This window comes from Ornithinimicrobium pekingense DSM 21552 (assembly GCF_000421185.1).
GTDB lineage: Bacteria > Actinomycetota > Actinomycetes > Actinomycetales > Dermatophilaceae > Ornithinicoccus > Ornithinicoccus pekingensis.
The window spans coordinates 193,612-213,805 of the sequence record NZ_ATWJ01000013.1; the positions used below are offsets into that span (position 1 = coordinate 193,612).

A 20,194-nucleotide genomic window follows, 5' to 3' on the forward strand; every position below is an offset into this window, starting at 1 on the left:
CTTTTCGCCCGGCCGTCAGCCGCCGGCGAAGGGCGGGAGCACGTCCAGGACGGCGTCGTGGGCGATCGCCAGCCCGCGGTCGTTGACGTACTGCCCCTCGTGGAGCACCGAGCTGCGGCGCAGCACCCGCTCCAGCTCGGCCCCGTGCAGCTCGACCAGCCGGTCGAGCAGACCCCCCAGGTCGTCCGCGTGCACCTGCTCGGTCTCGGTGCCGGCCGCCTCCGCCGCAGCGGCGAAGAACCTCACGGTCGCCATCGTCATCCCTCCAGGTCGAGTCGGTCCGTGGCCATGGTCGCACGTCCCAGACGGCGTTCCCAGTCCTGCGCGTCCTCCCAGGTGTCGACGTCCCCCAGGTGCTCCGCGCCACGCTCCACGGTCTGCCAGGACAGCCCGGACACCAACCGGCGGACGGAGGTATGCCGTGCCTCGCCGAGGTCCCGGAGCGCCGCCTCGAGCGCGGGGCGGCGGTAGACGGCGAGCAGCCACTGACGGTGACCGCCGGCGTCCTCGTGACTCACCGCGTCCACGTCCTCGCCCAGTCCCGGCAGCGTGGCACAGAGGGCGGCGAGCGCACGGGCGGCGCCGGGCTGGTCCACCGCCACGACCGCGACCCAGGACGCGGCGGGCCGCAGCACCTCGAGGCCGGCGGCGATCCCCGCCACGGGCCCGCCGTCCGGCGGGTCCTCCAGCGTCCGCGGGACGTCGGCCGGCACGGGGGTGTCGCCGACCACGACCACCCGGCCGCCCAGGGCGGGGGCGGCGTCCAGAACCCGGTCCAGCAGCGGGCGCCCGCCGAGCGTCAGCGCCGCCTTGTCCTGGCCTCCGAGGCGCTCGCCGCGGCCGCCGGCCAGCACCAGCAGGTCGATGGCGTGCACACCACGTCCTCGGTCGCCGTCCGGGCGTGCACCCGGTGTCGTCGGTGGGGTCACGGGCGTGCACACGGTGTCGTCGGTGGGGCGGTGGGCGGGCGCACGGTGTCGTCGGTCGGGATGGGGAGTGGGGTCGGGTCGGGTGCGTCAGTAGGTCGGGAGGGTGGGGTCGACGCGCTCGATCCAGGCGAGGATGCCGCCGGTCATCACGCGGACGTCGGGGTGGCCCACCTTGACCAGGTGGGCTGCGGCGCGACGGGCGCGGGGGCCGGTCTTGCAGTAGACGACCACGGGCCCGTCGGGCAGCTGGCCGACGAGCTCCTCCCAGGTCAGCACCTCCCCGACCGGGACCGTCAGCGCGCCCGGGACCGTGCCGAGGGCGTGCTCGGCGGGCTCGCGCACGTCGAGCAGCACCGGGGCGGGACCGCCGGGACCGCCGGGACCGCCGGGACCGTCGGTGCCGGCCAGCTCGTCGCGGACCTCCTCGGCGGAGACCTCCACGAGCGGCACCAGCTCGCGCACCTGCTCGTGGGCGGGCGGCGCGACGACGGCACCGACGGGGCGCAGCGGGACCTCGCGGGTGCGCTGCGACAGGGCGTCGACGAGCAGGACCCGCCCCACCAGCGGCTCGCCGAAGCCGCAGATCAGCTTGACCGCCTCGCCGGCCATGATCGAGCCGACCTGTCCGACCAGGGCCCCGAGCACGCCGGCCTCGGAGCACGAGGGCACGTCCTCCGGACGCGGCGGCACCGGAAAGAGGTCGCGCAGGCTGACCGACCCCTCCAGCCCCGGCACGAACGCCGAGATCTGGGCGTCGAAGCGCAGCACCGCGGCCCACACCACCGGCAGCCCGAGCGCGGCGCAGGCGTCGGACACCGCATACCTCGTGGGGAAGTTGTCCGCGCCGTCCAGGACGAGGTCGTGCCCGGCGAGCAGCGCCTGGGCGTTCTCCGGCGTGATCCGGGTGTGGTGCACGGTCACCGACACGTCGGGGTTGAGGCCGCGGACGTAGCCGGCCGCCGAGTCGACCTTGCGCTGCCCCACCGCGTCGGTGCGGTGGACGACCTGGCGCTGCAGGTTGGTGGTGTCGATGACGTCGTCGTCGATGATCGTCAGGTGCCCGGTGCCGGCGGCGGCCAGGTAGGCCAGGATCGGGCTGCCCAGCCCGCCCGCGCCGACGACGGCGACGCGCGCGTTGAGCAGCCGCCGCTGCGCCTCGATGCCCATGCCGGGCACGAGCAGGTGGCGCGAGTAGCGCGAGACCTGCGCCGGGGTCAGCTCGGGGCCGGGCTCGACGAGCGGCAGGAGGCGGTCGGTCACGCCCGGCAGCGTACGCGTGGGCGTCATCGGTCCTGCACCGGGAGGGAGACGGTCAGGACGCACACGCTGTCGACGGCGGCGACGACGTCGTGGCGGGCGGGAGGTATGGCGTGCGCCGTGCCGGCGGGCAGGGTCCAGGACCCCTCGGCCGTGCTCAGCGTCACCTCGCCGGACAGGCACAGCAGCGAGGCCGGGCCCGGTGCGTCGTGCTCGGGCAGCCCGCCGCCGGCCGGCAGGCCGAGCAGGATCATGTTCTGCCCCGGCTGGCGGACCACGGCGCGCACGGCCCGGCCCCGGCCGGAGGACCGTGCCTTCTCCAGCAGCCGGCGGCCCTCGGCGGTCAGGTCGACCACCCGGGAGGGGTCGACCTCCTCGACCGGCTGCAGCGCCAGGTCGCCCAGCACAGGGTGGTCGGTCACTGCACGCGCTCCCAGCCGCGCTTCTGGGCCCGGGTGCCGGTCGCCGTGCCGGGTCGCTCGTCGCGGCTGCGGTAGACGATGTAGGGCCGGGTGAAGTAGCCGACCGGCGCGGAGAAGACGTGCACCAGGCGGGTGAACGGCCACATCGCGAAGAGCAGGAACGCCAGCAGCGCGTGCAGCTGGAAGCCCAGCGGTGCACCCTCCATCAGCGAGGCGTCGGGCTGGAACCAGAAGATCTGGCGGAACCACGGCGAGACGCCGTCGCGGTAGTTGTAGTGGTCGCCCGCGATGCCCAGGTTGAGCAGGGTGCCGGCGACGGTGTTCCACATGCCCAGCACGATGACCACGGCGAGCACGGCATACATGACCTTGTCGTTGACCGTCGTCGCGCGGAAGACCGGCCCGACCGTGCGCCGCCGGTAGACGAGGATGGCCAGCCCGACCAGGCAGGCGATCCCCGCCGGCAGGCCGCCGGCGAGCGCGACGATGTGGTAGAGCTCCTGGCTCATCCCGGCCTGCTCGGTCCAGCTCTGCGGCACGACCAGCCCCATGAAGTGCCCGACGGCCACGAAGAGGATGCCGAAGTGGAACAGCGGGCTGCCGATCCGCAGCAGCCTGTCCTCGTAGAGCTGGGAGCTGCGGGTGGTCCACCCGAACTTGTCGTAGCGGTAGCGCCAGAAGTGCCCCACGACGAAGATCGCCAGGCAGATGTAGGGGAAGATCACCCAGAGGAAGGTGCTCATCGAGGGGCTCCTACGGGGATGGTCGGGCCGAGGGACTGGGACGAGGAATGGGGTGCCCCTCCGCCGCAGGCGTTCGGGGGGTGCACGGGGGGCGGAGCCCCCCGGGTGTGGCCGTCGAGGGCCGGGTCCATGGCGTAAGGGGCGTCATCGATCCCCACGGTCTCCTGCGGGGGGCCCTGGGCGATGAGCGCGGCGAGCGCCTGCTCGTCGTCGCCGTCGAGCGCGGGCAGCGTGGCGCGGACGGCGGCGACCACGTCCAGCCAGGGCGAGCCGCGGCGGTCCAGGGCCCGGCGCAGCAGCTCGATGCCCACCCGGTGGTCGTTGAGCACCTTCCAGGCGGTGTCCGGGGCGACGGTCGCGCCGAACTCCAGCACCACCGGGAGGAAGTCAGGAAGCTCACTGTCCGCGTCGTCGAGCTCGACCCCGTGCTGGCGGTAGAGCTGCTTGAACTGCACCAGCGCCACCCCGCGGTTGCGGGTGTCCCCGTGCAGGAAGTAGGTCAGGTGCAGCGCGCACTTGCGGGTGACGTCGAAGGTGTCGACGTAGTCGCGCTGCAGCTCCGGCAACCCGACGGCCTGCACGTGGTCGAGGAACCGGCCCAGGGGCTCGCCCGCCGCCCGCGGCAGGCCGGCGACGACCTCCCGCAGGACCGGCAGGCGCCCAGGCAGGTCCTCCCCGGGATAGTCCAGCAGCAGCGAGCACAGCTGCCAGGTGTCGGCCTGGGCGCGCGCGTCGAACCGGGGGCTGGTGCGCCGGTGGCGCCGCCAGGGCATCATCGCTGCGGCCCTCCGTCGGCGCCGGCCACGTTGTCCGGCCGGGCCTCGCCACCCTCGAGGAGCGACCGGTCGTCGGTGGGCTGCTGCGGGGTGCCACCGCCCGCCGAGACCTCCACGCCCTCCTCGCGCCGGGGGAAGAGGCCCTCGGGCATACCGCGGCCGTCCCAGTTCAGCAGGTTGACGCGGCCGCGCTTGGCGCCGCCGGAGACGAGGGTGTCCGCGCCGGCCCGCTCCTGCAGCATCATCAGGTTCTCCACCGCGACCGGGGTGACGGCACCACGGCCCGAGCCCTCGCCGAACGGGCCGGAGGAGTCGAGCAGCTCGTCGTCGAAGGAGCTCACGGGGCAGTCGGTCGCCAGCTCCTCCAACGCGTGGGCCTGCTCGCCGTGCGCCGTCGGGATGACGTAGCGGTCGCCGTACTTGGCGATCGCCAGGAGGCGGAACATCTCATACATCTCCTCCTCCTCCATGCCGACCGCCTCGGCGATGTGCGCCTGGGGGTCGCGGCCGAGGTTGATGTCGCGCATGTAGGACCGCATCGCGGCCAGGCGGCGCAGCACCGCCTCGACCGGCCGGGTGTCGCCGGCGGTGAAGAGGTTGGCGAGGTACTCCACCGGGATGCGCAGCGCGTCGATCGCCGCGAAGAGGTTGTCCTTGTCCTCGGCGTCGTAGCCGGTGTCCTTGATGACGTCGACGACCGGGGACAGCGGCGGGATGTACCAGACCATCGGCATGGTGCGGTACTCCGGGTGCAGCGGCAGCGCCACCTTGTAGTCGTTGATCAGCTTGAGCACGGGGCTCTTCTTGGCCGCCTCGATCCAGTCGCCGGGGATGCCCGCGCGCTCGGCCTCGCGCTCGACCGCCGGGTCGCGGGGGTCGAGGAAGACGCTGCGCTGCGCCTCGTAGAGGTCGTGCTCGTCCTCGACCGCGGCCGCCTCGAGGACCTTGTCCGCGTCGTAGAGCATCAGGCCGATGTAGCGCAGCCGGCCCACGCAGGTCTCGGCGCACACGGTGGGGATGCCGACCTCGACGCGCGGGTAGCAGAAGGTGCACTTCTCGGCCTTGCCGGTCTTGTGGTTGAAGTAGACCTTCTTGTAGGGGCACCCGGTGACGCACATGCGCCAGCCGCGGCACTTGTCCTGGTCGACCAGCACGATGCCGTCCTCCTCGCGCTTGTAGATCGCGCCGGAGGGGCAGGAGGCCGCGCAGCTGGGGTTGAGGCAGTGCTCGCAGATCCGCGGCAGGTAGAACATGAAGGTCTGCTCGAACTCGAACTTCACCTTGTCCTCGATGCCCTTGAGCATCGGGTCCTTGGCCGCGTGCTCGGTGGAGCCGCCGAGGTCGTCGTCCCAGTTGGCCGACCACTCGATGTTGATGTGCTTGCCCGAGATCAGCGACTTCGGGCGGGCGACGGGGAAGGTGTCCTGCGCCGGGGCGTTGAGCAGCGTCTCGTAGTCGTAGGTCCAGGGCTCGTAGTAGTCCTGGATCGAGGGCATCTTGGGGTTGGAGAAGATGTTGAGCAGCTTGTTGAGGCGCCCGCCGGCGCGCAGCTTGAGCCGGCCGTTGTCGGCGCGGACCCAGCCGCCCTTCCACTCCTCCTGGTCCTCGTAGCCGCGGGGGTAGCCCAGCCCCGGCCGGGTCTCGACGTTGTTGAACCAGACGTACTCCATACCCTGGCGGTTGGTCCACGCCTGCTTGCAGGTGACCGAGCAGGTGTGGCACCCGATGCACTTGTCCAGGTTCATGACCATGGCCATCTGTGCCATGACGCGCATGTTGTCTCTCTCCCTCAGGTCGGTAGGTCGTGCGTCGGGTGGATCAGTAGGTGACCGGGGCGGTGCGCCGGCGGATGACCGTGACCTCGTCACGGTTGCTGCCGATCGGCCCGATGTAGTTGAAGAAGTAGGAGAACTGGGCGTAGCCGCCGACCATGTGGCTGGGCTTGAGCAGGATCCGCGTGAGGCTGTTGTGGATGCCGCCGCGCTTGCCGTCGGTCTCGGTCAGCGGCACGTCGATGAGCCGGTCCTGGGCGTGGTGCATGAAGACCGTGCCCTCGGGCATCCGGTGGCTGACGATCGCCCGGCAGGCGACGACGCCGTTGCGGTTGACCGCCTCGATCCAGTCGTTGTCACGCACGCCGATCTTGGCGGCGTCCACGTCGGACATCCAGATCGTCTGCCCGCCGCGCGAGAGCGAGAGCATGAACAGGTTGTCCTGGTACTCGCTGTGGATCGACCACTTGCTGTGCGGGGTCAGGTAGCGGACCGCGACGGCGACCGCGCCGTCGTGCTCGCTCTGCCGACCGACCGGGTCCTCGCCGAAGAGCGTGGTCATGTTCAGCGGCGGACGGTAGGTCGGCAGCGACTCACCCATCCCCTGCACCCAGTCGTGGTCGAGGTAGAAGTGCTGGCGGCCGGTCAGGGTGTGGAACGGCTTGGAGCGCTCGATGTTGATCGTGAACGGCGCGTAGCGCCGGCCGCCGCTCTCCGAGCCCGACCACTCCGGGGAGGTGATGACCGGCACGGGCGCCGCCTGGGTGTCGGCGAAGGTGATCTGCTTGCCCTCGTGCTCGGCCGACAGGTCGTGCAGCTGGGTGCCGGTCCGCTTCTCCAGGAACCTGAACCCCTGGGTGGCGAGGTGGCCGTTGCTGACCCCGGACAGGTGCATGATCGCGTCCGCGACCTGGATGTCGGTCTCGACCCTCGGCTGCCCGTCGGCGACGCCCCCGTGGACGGTGCCGTTGCGCCGGCGCAGGATGTCGACCTCGCGACCGACCTCGTACTTCACGCCCTTGGTCAGCATGCCGACCTTCTCCAGCAGCGGGCCGATGGCCGTCATCTTGTCGTAGACGGCGGTGTAGTCGCGCTCGACCTCGGCGACGACCGGCATCGTCCGTCCGGGCACCGGCTCGACCTCGCCGGTGCGCCAGTCCTGGACCCGGCCGTGCACGGTGGCCATCGCCTCGGGGGTGTCGTGCCACAGCGGCTTGGTGACGACGTCCTTGCGGGTGCCCAGGTGGTCGACCGCCAGCTCGGAGAACCGCCTGGCGATCACCTTCCACGCCTCCCAGTCGCTCTTGGCCTGCCACGGCGGGGCGATGGCGGGGTTGAAGGAGTGGATGAACGGGTGCATGTCCGTGGTGTTGATGTCGTGCTTCTCGTACCACGTCGCGGCCGGGAGCACGACGTCGGAGAACAGCGTGGAGCTGGTCATCCGGAAGTCGAGCGTGAGCAGCAGGTCGAGCTTGCCCTCGCCGGCCCGCTCGGGCCAGGCCACGTCCTGGGGCCGGTGCTCCGGCGAGGCCTCCACCGCCTTCACCGCGTTGTCGGTGCCGAGCAGGTGCTTGAGGAAGTACTCGTTGCCCTTGGCCGAGGAGCCGAGGAGGTTGGAGCGCCACAGCGACAGGACCCGGGGGTAGTTGTCCGGGTGCTCGGGGTCCTCGACCGCGAACCGCAGCGTGCCGTCCTTGAGCCGGCTGGCAACGTAGTCCCCGGCGGCCATGCCGGCCTCGGCGGCCTCGTCGGCGACCTGCAGGGAGCTGCGGTCGAACTGGGGGTAGGACGGGACCCACCCCAGCCGGACGGCCTGGGCGAGCAGGTCCATCGTGGAGCGCCCGGTGAAGGCGCCGGTCGCGCCGTTGACCGCGTCGGCGTCGAAGGTGTCGTAGCGGTACTGGCTGGTGTGGACGTACCAGTAGGACGTCTGGTTCATGTGGCGCGGCGGCCGCACCCAGTCGAGGGCGAAGGCGAGGTGCTGGAAGCCCATGAGCGGGCGCACCTTCTCCTGGCCGACGTAGTGCGCCCAGCCGCCGCCGTTGCGGCCCTGGCAGCCGGTGATCGAGGTCAGCACCAGCAGGGCGCGGTAGATCTGGTCGGAGTGGTACCAGTGGTTGATGCCGGCGCCCATGAGGATCATGCCGCGGCCCTGGGTGTCGATCGCGTTCTGCGCCCACTCGCGGCCGATCCGGATGATCTGCTCGACCGGGACGCCGGTGATCTCGGCCGCCCAGGCGGGGGTGGCGGGGGCCGAGGGGTCGTCGTAGCCGGACGGCCAGGCCCCGGGCAGCCCGTCGCGGCCCACGCCGTACTGGGCGAGCATGAGGTCCAGGACCGTGGTGACCAGCCGGTCGCCGACGCGGCGGACCGGCACGCCGCGACGCTCCAGCACCTGCTGGCCCTCGAGGTTGTCGAAGCGCGGCAGCGCCACCTCGACCGCCTCACCGGTGTCGCCGTAGAGCGAGAGCACCGGGCGGATGTCGCCCAGCTCGAGGTTCCACCGGCCCTCGCCCTCCTCGCCGAAGCGGTGGCCGATCGAGCCGTTCGGGATCGCGACCTCACCGGTGGCCCCGTCGAGGACCGCCGGCTTCCACATGGCGTTCTCGCTGCCCGCCTCGGGGTGGCCCTCCAGGTCGCCGGCGACCAGGAACTTTCCGGGCCTGTAGGAACCGTCTCCGGCGTCATCGAGCGTCACCAGGTAGGGCAGGTCGGTGAAGCGCTGGTTGTAGTCGGTGAAGAAGTCGACCTGGCGGTCCACGAAGAACTCGCGGAGGACGACGTGCCCCATACCCATCGCGAGCGCGCCGTCGGTGCCGGGGGCGGAGGCGACCCACTCGTCGGCGAACTTGACGTTGTCGGCGTAGTCCGGCGCGACCGCGATGACCTTCTGGCCGCGGTAGCGCGCCTCGACCATCCAGTGGGCGTCGGGGGTGCGGGTCAGCGGGACGTTGGAGCCCCACATGATCAGGTAGCCGGCGTCCCACCAGTCGCCGGACTCGGGGACGTCGGTCTGGTCGCCGAACATCTGCGGCGAGGCGTTGGGCAGGTCGGCGTACCAGTCGTAGAAGGAGAGCATCGGCGCGCCGATGAGCTCGTGGAAGCGGGCTCCGGAGGCGTAGGACACCGGCGACATCGCCGGGATCGGGGAGAAGCCGGCGATCCGGTCGGGGCCGAAGCGCTTGATCGTGTAGACGTGGGCGGCCGCGACGAGGTCGACGACCTCCTCCCAGCTGGCCCGCACCAGGCCGCCCTTGCCGCGCGCGGACTTGTACGACCTCGCGCGCTCCTCGTCCTGGACGATCGAGGCCCAGGCCAGCACGGGGTCGCCGTACTGCTGGCGGGCGGCGCGGAACATCTCCAGCAGCGTGCCGCGCACGTAGGGGTAGCGCACGCGGGTGGGACTGTAGGTGTACCAGGAGAAGGCGGCACCGCGGGGGCAGCCGCGCGGCTCGTACTCCGGGCGGTCCGCGCCGGCCGAGGGGTAGTCGGTCTGCTGGGCCTCCCAGGTGATGATCCCGTCCTTGACGTAGACCTTCCAGGAGCAGGACCCGGTGCAGTTGACGCCGTGCGTGGAGCGGACGACCTTGTCGTGGCTCCAGCGGTCGCGGTAGAAGGAGTCGCCGCTGCGGCCGCCTTGCAGGCTCAGGGTCCGCCGGTCCTGCGAGACCTGGCCCCGCGTGAAGAACCGCCTGGTCCCGACCAGCGCCTCGCTCAGGGGGCCGTCAAGACCGGCGGCGGGACGCTCGTGGATGTCCGTCATGAAGGAAGCACTCCTTGAGTGGTGGGCGGGTCGGGATCGGTGATGGTACCCAGGTCAGGGGCCTGGACGGGGGAGGCCTCGCCCGGCACGTACAGACGCGCGCGACAGGTGGTCGGCCCGACGAACGGCTGCAGGCTGACCCGGGCGTCGGGCTCGCCGACGGCGTCGAGCGCGCCGCGCAGCAGGCCGCGGTGCACGCCGCAGACGACGTCGGGGTGGGTGTGCGCCAGGTCGAGGAAGGGGCAGTCGCGCAGGGTGATGTCGACGGCCCTCCCGTCCTCGGCGGGCTCGGTCTCGGGGGTGTAGCCCCACTCGGCCAGCAGCTCGATGACCCCCTCCACCGCAGACCGGGAAGCCGTCGCCGGGGCGGGCGCCCCGGGCTCGGGGGCGTGCGCCGCCTCGGCCTCCTCGGCCCGGTGGCGGGCCCAGCGCACCCCCGCCTCCTCGGGCGTCATCTGCTCGGCCTCCCCGGCCGACATCGCGGAGGCCAGCAACCCGGCCAGCACCTGGTAGGGCCCGGCACCGTGCTGGGCGGTGTCGGTCTCGCCGAGCACCTGCTCGCGCAGCACGTACTTCTTGCTCGGCCGGCCCACGCCGCCGCTGCGCACGAAGTGGGACTCCAGCACACCGCCGACCACCAGCTGGTCGACGTGGAAGCGGATCGTGGTGGTGTGCAGCCCGAGGCGCGAGCCCAGCTCGGCGGCCGTCAGCCCGACCGGACGCGTGGCCTCGTCGAGGGCGGCGAGCTCGTCCACGACGGCCCTGCGCACCGGCGAGACGAGCAGGGCCGCCCCGGCGGGCGGCTCCGGCCGCGTGGGCTGGATGGCTGGAACTGGCACCTTCACCTCCTCACAAGGGCCGTCCGGCTCGTCGCATCGATGAGCCGGTCACGTTACTGGGTGGTGGCGGCGAGCTCCTTGCGGAAGCCCACCAGGGTGAACAGGCCACCCCCCACGGCCACGACGGCCAGGAGCAGCAGACCGAGGGTGTAGCTGCCGAAGGCGCCGTAGATCGCGCCCATCAGCAGCGGGGGGACGAACCCGCCCAGACCGCCGGCCGCGCCGACGACACCGGTCACGGCGCCCACCCGGGCCGGCTCGACGAGCGCGGCCACCAGCGCGAAGACGGCACCGGCACCGGCACCGAGCCCGGCCGCCATGCCGAGGAAGGCGACGGTCCCGACCGGCTCCAGGGCCACGGGGTAGGTGTTGTCCCCGACGATGACGGTGGTGCCCGCCCCCACGAGGGCGGCGAGCAGCGCGAACAACCCGGTTCCGATGAGCAGGGAGGCCAGGACGAGGGTCTTGGAGAAGCGGTCGCACAGCCAGCCGCCGATGGGCCGGGCGACGACGGAGACGACGACGAAGCCGGCCATCCGCAGGGCGCCGTCACCCTTGTCCATGCCGAAGTTGTTGACCAGGTAGGTGGGCAGGTAGACGCTGAAGGCCACGAAGCCGCCGAAGGCGATGGCGTAGAGCATCGCCAGCTTCAGGGCCACCGGCTGGGCCAGCGTGTGCAGGGCGGCGGAGAGCCAGTTGCCGCCCCGGGCACCCCCGGCGCGGCCCGGGGGCACGCGCAGGACGAACCAGGCCAGCACGGCATACCCGGCGAGGAGCACCGCGACCAGCACGAAGGGGGCGGGGCGGCCGAAGGCGTTGGCCAGCTGCAGGGTGGTGAACGCGGCGACCGCGGTGCCGCCGGTGCCCATGCCGAAGATGCCGAGGGCCGCGCCGCGCCGGGCCGGGGGGTGCCAGGCGTTGACGAACGGCACGCCGACCGCGAACGAGGTGCCCCCGATGCCCAGGAAGAAGCCGCCGATGAGCAGGGCGGCGAGGTTGTCGCCGAAGAAGCCGAGGAAGAGCACCGGCAGGATGGTCAGGACCGCGACGGCCGGGAACATCACCTTGGCGCCGAGGCGGTCGGTGAGCGCGCCGGCCGGGATCCGGCCCAGGGAGCCGACGATCACCGGCGTGGCGACGACCAGCGACTGCTGCAGGGAGGTCAGGCCCAGCTCCTCGCGCAGGGTGACCGCCAGCGGCGAGAGCAGGGCCCAGGCCCAGAAGCAGATGGCGAAGCCGAGCGTCGCCATCACGAGCATCGTCCGGGCGGTGCGGGGGTCGGGCTCGCCCGTCGCGGCGGCCGTGCCGGCCCCGGCTGGGGCGGCAGCAGGTGCGCCGGGGTCGGGGGCGGGCGTGCCGACGTCGCGGCTCGGGGAGTCAGTCATCAACGGTTCACTTTCGGCGTCGAGCTGTGCGGGCAGGGGGCGTGCGTGGTGCCGGTCCGTCGGGGTCGGACACTACGGAGCATAGTGGACGACGGACTCCGTTGTTTAGTTTATATTGGATCTGTCCGTCAAACTCCCCCACGACCCGCGAAGGACTCCTCATGAGCGACACCACCGCCCCCGCCGGCACCACCGCGCTGCCCCTCACCGACCGCAGCGGCTGCGCCTGCGGCTGCACCGACGAGGGCGTGCCCGCGCTCGACGCCCGCGAGATCCCCCACGCGATCCGTCACGCGACGATCTTCGGGGCGCTCTCCGGCCTGCGCCCGGGCCAGCAGATGGACCTGGTCGCCCCGCACGACCCGCTGCCGCTGCTCGCCCAGATCACCGACCGCGAGGGCGAGGCCATCACCTGGGACTACCGGGTCCGCGGCCCGGAGGCCTGGACCCTGCGCTTCACCCGCTCCGCCTGACGATGTGCACCTACTGCGGCTGCGAGTCGATCCAGGTGATCGGCCGGTTCATGGCCGAGCACACCGAGATCATCAACGCCGCCGGCGAGCTGCGCCGGGCCTGCGAGGGCGGCCGCGCCCCGCAGGTCGCGGCGGCCGTCGACCGGGTCGAGGCGCTCCTGCACCCGCACACCCGCGACGAGGAGACCGGCCTGTTCGCCGTGATGCGCCGCCAGGAGGAGTTCACCGACCACATCGACAGCCTGTGCTCGGAGCACACCACGCTCGACGCGCAGCTCGAGGCGATCCGCAGGGCCGGCGCCGGTGTCGACCCGGCGCTCGTCGACACCTTCCTGCACGACCTGCGTCACCACATCGACCGGGAGGACAACGGCCTGTTCCCCGCGGCGGCGATCGCGCTGGACGGCCCCGACTGGGCCGAGGTCGACGAGGCGACGCCGGCTCCGGCCCCGCGTGCCCCGGCCCCGCCGGCCGGGGCACGGGGACAGGCACCGGACCGGGGATGAGCCGGAGCACGGGCCTCGCCGGCCGGAGCCCACGCTGGGCCCCGCTGCTCATCGTCGGGGGCGGGCTGGCCCTGCTGGCCGGCCTGGACGCCGCGCTCACCCTGGCCGGTCTGCCCGCCCCCGTCGGCAGCGCGCGGCTCGCGGTCCTGCACGGGCCGCTCATGGTGCTGGGCTTCCTCGGCACCGTCATCGCCCTCGAGCGTGCCGTCGCGCTGCGCACGACGTGGTCCCTGCTCGCCCCCGCCCTGCTCGGCGCCGGCGCCCTCGCCCTGGTCCTGCTGCCCCGGCCGCTGCTCGGACGGCTGCTGCTCGTGCAGGGCATGCTGCTGCTCGTCGTGGTCTACCTCGCGCTCTGGCGCCGCAACGGGGACCTGCTCGTGGCCGTCCAGGCCCTCGGCGCGGTGCTCGCAGCCGCGGCCGCGCTCTTGCTCACCCGCCTCGAGGTGGCCACCGTGGTGCCGCTGCTCGTCGGCTTCGTCGTGCTGACCATCGGCGCGGAGCGCGTCGAGCTGGCCAGGCTGGCGATGCCTGACGGTGCCCGGCGCACCCTCACCGCCCACGCCACCGGCCTCACCGGCGCCGCCCTGACGGCCGTGCTGTGGCCGGTGACGGGCGGGCGCCTGCTGGGCCTGTCGCTGCTGCTCCTGACGGCCTGGCTCGTCCGGCACGACGTGGCCCGCCGGCTGGTCCGCACGAGCGGGCTGCCGCGCTTCGCCGCCGCCGCGCTGCTCACGGGCTACTCCTGGCTGGGGGTCGCCGGGCTGGGCCTGGTGCTGCTGGGGTCCCCGGCCGTCTCCCCCGCCGGTTACGACATCGTGGTCCACGCCACCTTCCTCGGCTTCGCGATGTCGATGATCCTGGCCCACGCCCCGGTGATCCTGCCGGCCGTGCTGCGGGTCCGCCTGCCCTACACCGCCGTGATGTGGGGCCCGTTGGTCCTGCTGCACGTCACGCTGCTGGGCCGGGTCCTCACGGTGGCCGCCGGCACGACGGCCGGCTGGCACGCCGCGCTCGTGGGCAACGTCGCCGCCGTCCTCCTCTTCGTCGCCGTCGCGGTCCTCACCGCGGTCGGCGCCCGGCGCCGCCCGAGCGGGCGCGCACGCCATACCCCTCGCCCCTCCCCCGCCCCGACGACCGAGGACCACGCGCCCGCATGCCTGCCCTGACCAGCCCTGCCGCTCCCCCCACCGCACGACCGACCGGTCCCGCCCGCCCCGGCGGCGCCCGGGGCCGGTGGCCGATGCGCGACTACCCCGGCGTGCTGTGGATGGTGCTCGCCGTGGTCATGACGTTCGTGCACCCCTTCGTGCCGGGCTCCCGCTGGCTCATGGTGCACCTGGTCCTGCTGGGCGCCCTGACGCACTCGATCATGGTGTGGAGCACCCACTTCACCCAGGCGCTGCTCAAGACCGCGCCTGGGCTGGACGAGCGGCGCCAGCAGAACCGCCGCCTCGTCCTGCTCCTCGTCGGCACCTCGACCACCCTGGTCGGCGTGCCCACCGCGCAGTGGTGGGTCACCGCGACCGGGGCGGCCCTGGTCACCGCCGCCGTCGTCTGGCACGGCGTCCAGCTCTTCCGCCGGCTGCGCTCGGCGCTCCCGGGCCGGTTCCGGGTGACGGTGCGCTACTACCTGGCCGCCGCGGTCTGCCTGCCGGTCGGCGTCGCCCTGGGCGCCACCCTCGCGCTCGGCCTCGACGACGCGGCGCACGGGCGCATCCTGCTGGCGCACATCACCGTCAACGTCCTGGGCTGGGTCGGCCTGACCGTCACCGGCACCCTGCTGACCCTGTGGCCGACGATGTTGCGCACCCCGATCGGGGCCGACGCGGAGCGGCGTGCACGCCAGGCCCTGCCCGGGCTCGCCGGTGCCGTCGCGCTGCTGGTCGCCGGTGCCCTCGCCGACCTGCGCTGGGTCACGGTCGCCGCGCTGGGCCTGTATGCCGTGGCGCTGCTGTGGTGGGCCTCCGCCGTCCTCGCGCCGGTCCGGACCGCCCGCCCCCGCGAGTTCGCCCCCGCCTCGGTCGGCCTGTCGCTCCTGTGGTGGCTGGTCGCCATCGTGGTCATCCTCGTGCGGCTGTCGACCACGCGGACCTGGGCCGAGTTCACCGACGGCTTCGGCACCACGAGCGCCATCCTCGTCGTGGGGTTCGCAGCCCAGCTGCTGCCCGGCGCGCTGTCCTACCTGGTCCCGTCGGTGCTCGGCGGCGGCAAGACGGTCGTGCGCGCCGGTCAGGCGTGGTTCGACCGGTGGGGCACCGCGCGGCTGGTCGTCGTCAACGGCGGCCTGCTCCTGTGCCTGCTGCCCGTCCCGAGCATCGTCCGGGTGATCCTGTCGGTGCTCGTCGTCCTCGCCCTCGCCGCCTTCGTCCCGCTGATGCTCGGGGGGATCCACGCCGCGGTGCGTGCCAGGAAGGAGGTGGAGGCGGCCCGGGCGCGGGGCGAGCGTCCGGCCGGGTCGAGTCCGACGCCCGGCACCCCCGCCGGCGAGCCGGACCGGATGCCCTCGGTCTGGTCCGGCGGGCAGCTGGTGGCCGCGGTGTCCGCGCTGGTGCTGGCCGTGTCGGTCGGCGTCGCGCTGGACCCCGCCGCTGCCGGGCTGCCGGGGGGCACGACCGGCGGGGCCGCCGCGGTCGTGGCGACCGGCAGCACCACCACGGTGCAGGTGTCCGCGGTCGACATGCGCTTCGAGCCGGCGCGCATCGAGGTCCCCCGCGGGGACCGCCTCGTCGTCGAGCTGACCAACACCGACCCCACCAACGTGCACGACCTGCAGGTGCTTGGCGAGCGCACGCCCCGCCTCGCGCCCGGCGAGTCGGCCACGCTCGACCTCGGCGTCGTCGGGGAGACGGCGCAGGGGTGGTGCACCATCGTCGGCCACCGGCAGATGGGCATGGTCCTGGACGTCGTGGTGACCGGGGACGGCGGGGCGCCGGTCGCCGCGACCGACCACACCGGGCACGGCGACGCTGCCGTCGGCGTCGGCGGCCCCGCCGCGGTGCGCCTGGACCCTGCCGCCACCGTGACCGACCCGGTCGACCCCGTCCTGCCCCCGCTCACCACCCCGGCCGGCACCACGCACCGGCTCACGCTGACCGCGACCGAGGAGGAGCTCGAGGTCGCGCCCGGCGTGACGCAGGTCCGCTGGACCTTCGACGGGCAGGTGCCCGGCCCCACGCTGCGCGGCAGGGTCGGTGACACCTTCGAGGTCACGCTCGTCAACGACGGGACGATGGGCCATTCCATCGACTTCCACGCGGGGGCGCTCGCGCCGGACAGGCCGATGCGCACCATCCCGCCCGGTGAGTCGCTGGTCTACACCTTCACCGCCGAGCGGGCCGGCATCTGGATGTACCACTGCTCGACCATGCCGATGAGCAGCCACATCGCCGCCGGCATGCACGGTGCGGTCATCATCGAGCCCGAGGAGGGACTGCCCGCGGTCGACCGCGAGTACCTGCTCGTCCAGTCCGAGGTCCACCTCTCACCGGGCACCGGGCAGGGCGAGGCGCCCGCCGCCGAGGTGGACGCCGCCTCGATCGCGGCCGAGCAGCCCACCTTCGTCACCTTCAACGGCATCGCCGACCAGTACGACGAGCACATGCTCGCGGCGCGGGTCGGCGAGCGGGTGCGGCTGTGGGTGCTGGACGCCGGGCCGAGCCGGCCGACCTCCTTCCACGTCGTGGGCGGCCAGTTCGACACCGTCTACGCCGAGGGCGCCTACTCCCTCGGCCCCGAGGCCGGCGGGGCAGGCGCCCAGGCCCTGGGGCTGCAGGCAGCCCAGGGCGGCTTCGTGGAGCTGACTTTCCCGCAGGAGGGCCACTACCCCCTGGTGTCGCACATCATGGTCGACGCCGAGCGCGGCGCCCACGGGTTCGTGCGCGTGACCGGCTGAGCTCAGACCGCGACGTAGCCGCCGGTCTCCGCCCGCTGCAGCACGCCGGCGCCGAGCAGCCGGTCGATCATCGGGTGGTCGGGGTCGGTCCCCCAGCGCGCGCGCCAGGTCGCGGCGTGCCGCAGGGCGATGCGCAGCTCGTCGGCCGTGTCCGGCGCGGGCACGGGCTGCAGGTATGAGGCCGCGCCCCCCACCCACACCAGGGAGCCGCCGGCGTCACCCACCTTGCGCGCGAAGTCGGCGTCCTCCAGGCCGTGACCGGTGTAGTCGGGGCAGAAGCCGCCGACGTCGGCGAAGTCCCGCGCGGTCATCGCGAAGGCGCACCCGCGGAAGTGGCCCCAGTCCGGCTCGTGCAGCAGCTGGCCCGGCTCCAGCACCGGGTCGCTACCGGTGGGCGTGGCGATCTCGGCCAGGTGACCGAAGGGGTAGCCCAGCGCCTCGTTCTCCAGCGGAGGCAGGTGCAGCAGCGGGCCCTGCCAGACCACCGGCCCGCTCACCCCGTCCGGGGCGCCGGTGGTGACGGCGTCGGCATACCGCTCGAGCGCGCGCTTGCCGGGGATGACGTCGCCACCCATGAAGACCAGCAGGTCAGCGCCCTCCTCGACCGCGGCCTCGGCAGCGGCGTTGCGGGCCTGCGCCAGCGGGAGCGCACGGCGGTCGGACTGCACCGGTCGGACCACCGTGCGCCACCGGTCGGTGCCCAGGGGCAGGCGGCCCCTCGTCAGGTCACGGTCGCCCATCGACACGACGCTGTGCACGACGGGAGGGACGGAACCGACGGACAACCCGTCCACCTGGCCGAGGAGGTGCTCATGGCGTCCCTTGGCCATGGTCAGAACTGCGATCGTCGAAGACACGCTCCAGACACTAGTCCTGGTGCCGCGAGGTCCAGTACCCCCTTGAGGGTGGGACCTGCACCGGCTCTGACGAGGGAATAGACTGCTTCGATGACTACGCCAGGCCCGGTGCGCGTCGCCATCGTCAACGACTACGAGGTGGTCGTCCACGGTCTGGCGGCCATGCTGGCGCCCTACCGCGACCGGGTCAGGGTCGTGGAGGTCGACGTCGACGGCCACGTCGCCTCCGAGGTCGACGTCACGCTCATGGACACCTTCGCCCAGCAGCCGATCACCGACTCCCACCTCGAGCAGGTCCTGTCCAGCCCCCGGGCGGGCAAGGTGGTCGTCTTCACCTGGAACATGCAGCCCGAGCTGGTCGACCTCGCCCTGGCCAAGGGCGCCCGCGGCTACCTGGACAAGAGCACCCACGCCGAGCAGCTGGTCGAGGCGTTGGAGAAGGTGGCCGGGGGCGACGTCGTCGTCTCCCCCTCCTTCGGCCCGGGGACCGACACCGACCTCGAGCCCGCCGACACCCAGGGCGACTGGCCAGGGCGTGCCCACGGCCTGTCGCCCCGGGAGGCGGAGGTGCTGGCCCTGATCACCCAGGGGCTGACCAACACCGACATCGCCCGGCGCACCTACCTGTCCATCAACTCGGTCAAGACCTACATCCGCAACGCCTACCGCAAGATCGGCGTGACCCGCAGGTCCCAGGCGGTCCGCTGGGGTCTGGAGAACTCGATGACGCCCGGCTCCGAGCGCACCAGGACCCCGCGCGGTCAGGCCGGCACGTAGACGACGGCCGAGTAGGGCCCCAGGTCGAGCACGGCGCTGCCGTCGCTGACGTCGAGGTCGGGGGTGGGGTGGTCGCCGAAGAGCTGGCTGTAGCGGCGGGCGTCGCTGTTGAAGACCAGCTGCCAGTGCTCCCCGGGGACCTTCACCTCGCGCCGGACCGCCTCCGCGGTGAGGTTGAGGGCGACGAGCACGTGCTGGTCGTCGTCGGTGGAGCGCACGAAGGCGATGACGTTGGCGTCGTCGTCGAGGGTGACCAGCGTGGTGCTGGGACCGGAGAGCCCGGGGGTGGCGCCGTCGAGGTTGCGGCGCATCCGGATCAGGTCGCGGAACATCTGGGTGATGTCGCGGAAGGCCCAGGCCCGCTCCCAGTCCAGCGGCACCGTGTCGCGGAACCACTCGTCCTCGAGGAACTCCTGGCCCTGGAAGAGCATCGGCATACCCGGCGCCGTGAGGACGAGCGCGGCTCCCAGCGTCGCGCGCTTCTGCGCGTGCCAGCCGTCGGCGTTGTCCCCCTGCACCTCGGTGGTCATCCGCGCCTTGCCGTTGGCCACCTCGTCGTGGGACTCGACGTAGACGACCCGGTCGAAGGCGTGGTGGTAGGAGTGCATGACCGCCCGGGCCACCTCGGGGATGGAGCGGTGCTCGTCGGAGGGGGTGATGAGCGCCTGGCGCACCGGGTGGACGAACTGGTTGTCCCACTGGGCGTGCATCGCCGCGCCGCCGTCCTCGGTGGAGGTGACGGCCGGGTCGTTGTGCAGGTCCTCGGCGATGACCAGCCGGCCCGGGAAGTCGGTGCGCACGAGCTCGCCGACCGCCCGCATCATGGCCCAGCCCTCGGGGATGTCGCCGCTGAAGCCGTCGATGTGCCGCATGTAGGGCGTCATGTCGAGCCGCAACCCGTCGACGTGGTAGTCGCGCAACCACATCCGGGCGTTGTCGAGGATGAAGTCACGGACCTCGGAGCGGCCGTAGTCCGGGCGGGTGTCGCCCCACGGCGTGTGCGACCGCTCGTCCTGGTAATAGTAGATGCCGCCCTTGCCGTTCTCGCTCCAGCCGTCGAACTGCCAGGTCGGCAGGTCGCTGGGGCCGAAGTGGTTGTAGACGACGTCGACGAGCACCGCGATGCCGTGCCGGTGCGCCTCCCGCACGAAGGTCTTCAGGGCGTCGGGGCCGCCGTAGGTGTGCTCGACGGCGAAGATGTGCGCCGGGTTGTAGCCCCAGGAGTAGTCGCCGGCGAACTCCATCAGCGGCATGAGCTCGATGGCGTTGACGCCCAGGCCGACGAGGTAGTCGAGCCGCCCGGTCAGGTCGTGCAGGTCGGCCGGCCCACCCTCGGGCGTCTCCATGAACGAGCCGATGTGCGTCTCGTAGATGACCAGCTGGTGCTGGCCGGGGGTCTCGAAGCGCTCGTCGCCGTCCCAGTCGAAGCGGCCCTGGTCGTAGAGGATGCCGTTGCCGACCGAGTTGGTCACCGCCAGCGCGCGGGGGTCGATGCGGAAGAAGGTGCCCTCGCCGTTGGTCAGCAGCAGCTTGTACTCCTGCCCGTGCTCGGCGCCGGGGGCCTCGCCGTACCAGTGTCCGTTGCCCTCGGGGGCGAGCTCGGTCGCGCCCTCGTCCCAGTCGTTGAAGTCGCCGACCACCCGGACGGCGTCTGCGTTCGGGGCCCAGACCCGGAAGGCGAAACCGCCCTCGATGGGGAAGGCGCCCATGCCGGGGTGGTGCTCGCTCACGGATGAGCCTCCTGCTCGTCGTCGGTGCTGGTGGCACGCCCTGCTGGGCGGTGCGGGGTTCACTCTAGGGCTG

Annotated in this window: 17 protein-coding genes; 5 read left to right on the plus strand and 12 right to left on the minus strand. The window is 72.8% G+C overall.

Features of this window, described 5'->3' with window-relative positions; all coding sequences use genetic code 11:
- Positions 1 to 15 precede the first annotated feature (15 nt).
- From K330_RS0115240 to K330_RS0115285, 10 genes are all read right to left on the minus strand, one after another.
- On the minus strand, positions 16 to 255 hold the full coding sequence (locus K330_RS0115240; RefSeq protein WP_051145634.1) for a MoaD/ThiS family protein: 240 nt from the start codon (positions 253 to 255) through the stop codon (positions 16 to 18).
- Between the two features lie 2 nt (positions 256 to 257).
- A complete protein-coding gene (mobA, locus tag K330_RS0115245) occupies positions 258 to 875 on the minus strand; it encodes a molybdenum cofactor guanylyltransferase (protein WP_022922682.1) in 618 nt (205 codons plus the stop codon).
- A gap of 141 nt (positions 876 to 1,016) precedes the next feature.
- Positions 1,017 to 2,189: a ThiF family adenylyltransferase gene (locus tag K330_RS0115250; protein WP_022922683.1), complete on the minus strand. Its 1,173-nt coding sequence runs from the start codon at positions 2,187 to 2,189 to the stop codon at positions 1,017 to 1,019.
- Positions 2,190 to 2,212: 23 nt separating this feature from the next.
- Positions 2,213 to 2,608: a cupin domain-containing protein gene (locus tag K330_RS0115255; RefSeq protein WP_022922684.1), complete on the minus strand. Its 396-nt coding sequence runs from the start codon at positions 2,606 to 2,608 to the stop codon at positions 2,213 to 2,215.
- A complete protein-coding gene (narI, locus tag K330_RS0115260) occupies positions 2,605 to 3,351 on the minus strand; it encodes a respiratory nitrate reductase subunit gamma (RefSeq protein WP_022922685.1) in 747 nt (248 codons plus the stop codon). The genes K330_RS0115255 and narI overlap by 4 nt, the downstream gene beginning before the upstream one ends.
- Positions 3,348 to 4,127, minus strand: a complete 780-nt coding sequence (gene narJ, locus K330_RS0115265; RefSeq protein WP_022922686.1) for a nitrate reductase molybdenum cofactor assembly chaperone — start codon at positions 4,125 to 4,127, stop codon at positions 3,348 to 3,350. Before narJ ends, narI begins: the two co-directional genes overlap by 4 nt.
- Entirely contained in the window at positions 4,124 to 5,902 is a 1,779-nt protein-coding gene (gene narH / locus K330_RS0115270; protein WP_022922687.1) for a nitrate reductase subunit beta, read from the minus strand. The genes narJ and narH overlap by 4 nt, the downstream gene beginning before the upstream one ends.
- Before the next feature lie 43 nt (positions 5,903 to 5,945).
- Complete coding sequence (locus K330_RS0115275; RefSeq protein WP_022922688.1) at positions 5,946 to 9,662, minus strand: nitrate reductase subunit alpha; 3,717 nt, start codon at positions 9,660 to 9,662, stop codon at positions 5,946 to 5,948.
- The gene (locus K330_RS21695) at positions 9,659 to 10,501 is read right to left on the minus strand and encodes a helix-turn-helix transcriptional regulator (RefSeq protein ID WP_022922689.1); all 843 of its coding nucleotides are present in this window, start codon (positions 10,499 to 10,501) and stop codon (positions 9,659 to 9,661) included. Before K330_RS21695 ends, K330_RS0115275 begins: the two co-directional genes overlap by 4 nt.
- 53 nt (positions 10,502 to 10,554) lie before the next feature.
- Positions 10,555 to 11,886, minus strand: a complete 1,332-nt coding sequence (locus tag K330_RS0115285; RefSeq protein WP_022922690.1) for an MFS transporter — start codon at positions 11,884 to 11,886, stop codon at positions 10,555 to 10,557.
- A gap of 161 nt (positions 11,887 to 12,047) precedes the next feature.
- Here K330_RS0115285 and K330_RS0115290 point away from each other — a divergent pair, with 161 nt between their 5' ends.
- From K330_RS0115290 to K330_RS0115305, 4 genes are read left to right on the plus strand one after another with little or no spacing between them, the layout of a single operon-like run.
- Positions 12,048 to 12,359, plus strand: coding sequence for a DUF2249 domain-containing protein (locus K330_RS0115290; RefSeq protein ID WP_022922691.1), 312 nt, complete (start codon positions 12,048 to 12,050; stop codon positions 12,357 to 12,359).
- 2 nt (positions 12,360 to 12,361) lie between these two features.
- A complete protein-coding gene (locus K330_RS21700; protein WP_022922692.1) occupies positions 12,362 to 12,865 on the plus strand; it encodes a hemerythrin domain-containing protein in 504 nt (167 codons plus the stop codon).
- Entirely contained in the window at positions 12,862 to 14,031 is a 1,170-nt protein-coding gene (locus tag K330_RS21705; protein ID WP_022922693.1) for a hypothetical protein, read from the plus strand. The genes K330_RS21700 and K330_RS21705 overlap by 4 nt, the downstream gene beginning before the upstream one ends.
- Positions 14,019 to 16,757: a multicopper oxidase domain-containing protein gene (locus K330_RS0115305; protein ID WP_022922694.1), complete on the plus strand. Its 2,739-nt coding sequence runs from the start codon at positions 14,019 to 14,021 to the stop codon at positions 16,755 to 16,757. Before K330_RS21705 ends, K330_RS0115305 begins: the two co-directional genes overlap by 13 nt.
- A 2-nt stretch (positions 16,758 to 16,759) precedes the next feature.
- On the opposite strand, the gene K330_RS0115310 is transcribed toward K330_RS0115305, so the two are convergent.
- On the minus strand, positions 16,760 to 17,614 hold the full coding sequence (locus tag K330_RS0115310; RefSeq protein ID WP_156875840.1) for a glycosyltransferase family 2 protein: 855 nt from the start codon (positions 17,612 to 17,614) through the stop codon (positions 16,760 to 16,762).
- Between the two features lie 90 nt (positions 17,615 to 17,704).
- On the opposite strand from K330_RS0115310, the gene K330_RS0115315 reads away from it, so the two are divergent.
- Positions 17,705 to 18,391 (plus strand): response regulator transcription factor, encoded by a 687-nt coding sequence (locus tag K330_RS0115315; RefSeq protein WP_029202740.1) that lies wholly within the window; start codon positions 17,705 to 17,707, stop codon positions 18,389 to 18,391.
- On the opposite strand, the gene K330_RS0115320 is transcribed toward K330_RS0115315, so the two are convergent.
- On the minus strand, positions 18,376 to 20,121 hold the full coding sequence (locus K330_RS0115320) for an alpha-amylase family glycosyl hydrolase (protein ID WP_022922697.1): 1,746 nt from the start codon (positions 20,119 to 20,121) through the stop codon (positions 18,376 to 18,378). The genes K330_RS0115315 and K330_RS0115320 overlap by 16 nt on opposite strands.
- Between the last annotated feature and the right edge of the window lie 73 nt (positions 20,122 to 20,194).

Coding starts and splice junctions, on each gene's coding strand:
- K330_RS0115240 (WP_051145634.1), bottom strand. CDS start 255: ATGGCGACCGTGAGGTTCTTCGCCGCTGCGGCGGAGGCGGCCGGCACC.
- narI (WP_022922685.1), bottom strand. CDS start 3,351: ATGAGCACCTTCCTCTGGGTGATCTTCCCCTACATCTGCCTGGCGATC.
- narJ (WP_022922686.1), bottom strand. CDS start 4,127: ATGATGCCCTGGCGGCGCCACCGGCGCACCAGCCCCCGGTTCGACGCG.
- narH (WP_022922687.1), bottom strand. CDS start 5,902: ATGCGCGTCATGGCACAGATGGCCATGGTCATGAACCTGGACAAGTGC.
- K330_RS0115275 (WP_022922688.1), bottom strand. CDS start 9,662: ATGACGGACATCCACGAGCGTCCCGCCGCCGGTCTTGACGGCCCCCTG.
- K330_RS0115285 (WP_022922690.1), bottom strand. CDS start 11,886: ATGACTGACTCCCCGAGCCGCGACGTCGGCACGCCCGCCCCCGACCCC.
- K330_RS0115290 (WP_022922691.1), top strand. CDS start 12,048: ATGAGCGACACCACCGCCCCCGCCGGCACCACCGCGCTGCCCCTCACC.
- K330_RS21700 (WP_022922692.1), top strand. CDS start 12,362: ATGTGCACCTACTGCGGCTGCGAGTCGATCCAGGTGATCGGCCGGTTC.
- K330_RS21705 (WP_022922693.1), top strand. CDS start 12,862: ATGAGCCGGAGCACGGGCCTCGCCGGCCGGAGCCCACGCTGGGCCCCG.
- K330_RS0115305 (WP_022922694.1), top strand. CDS start 14,019: ATGCCTGCCCTGACCAGCCCTGCCGCTCCCCCCACCGCACGACCGACC.
- K330_RS0115315 (WP_029202740.1), top strand. CDS start 17,705: ATGACTACGCCAGGCCCGGTGCGCGTCGCCATCGTCAACGACTACGAG.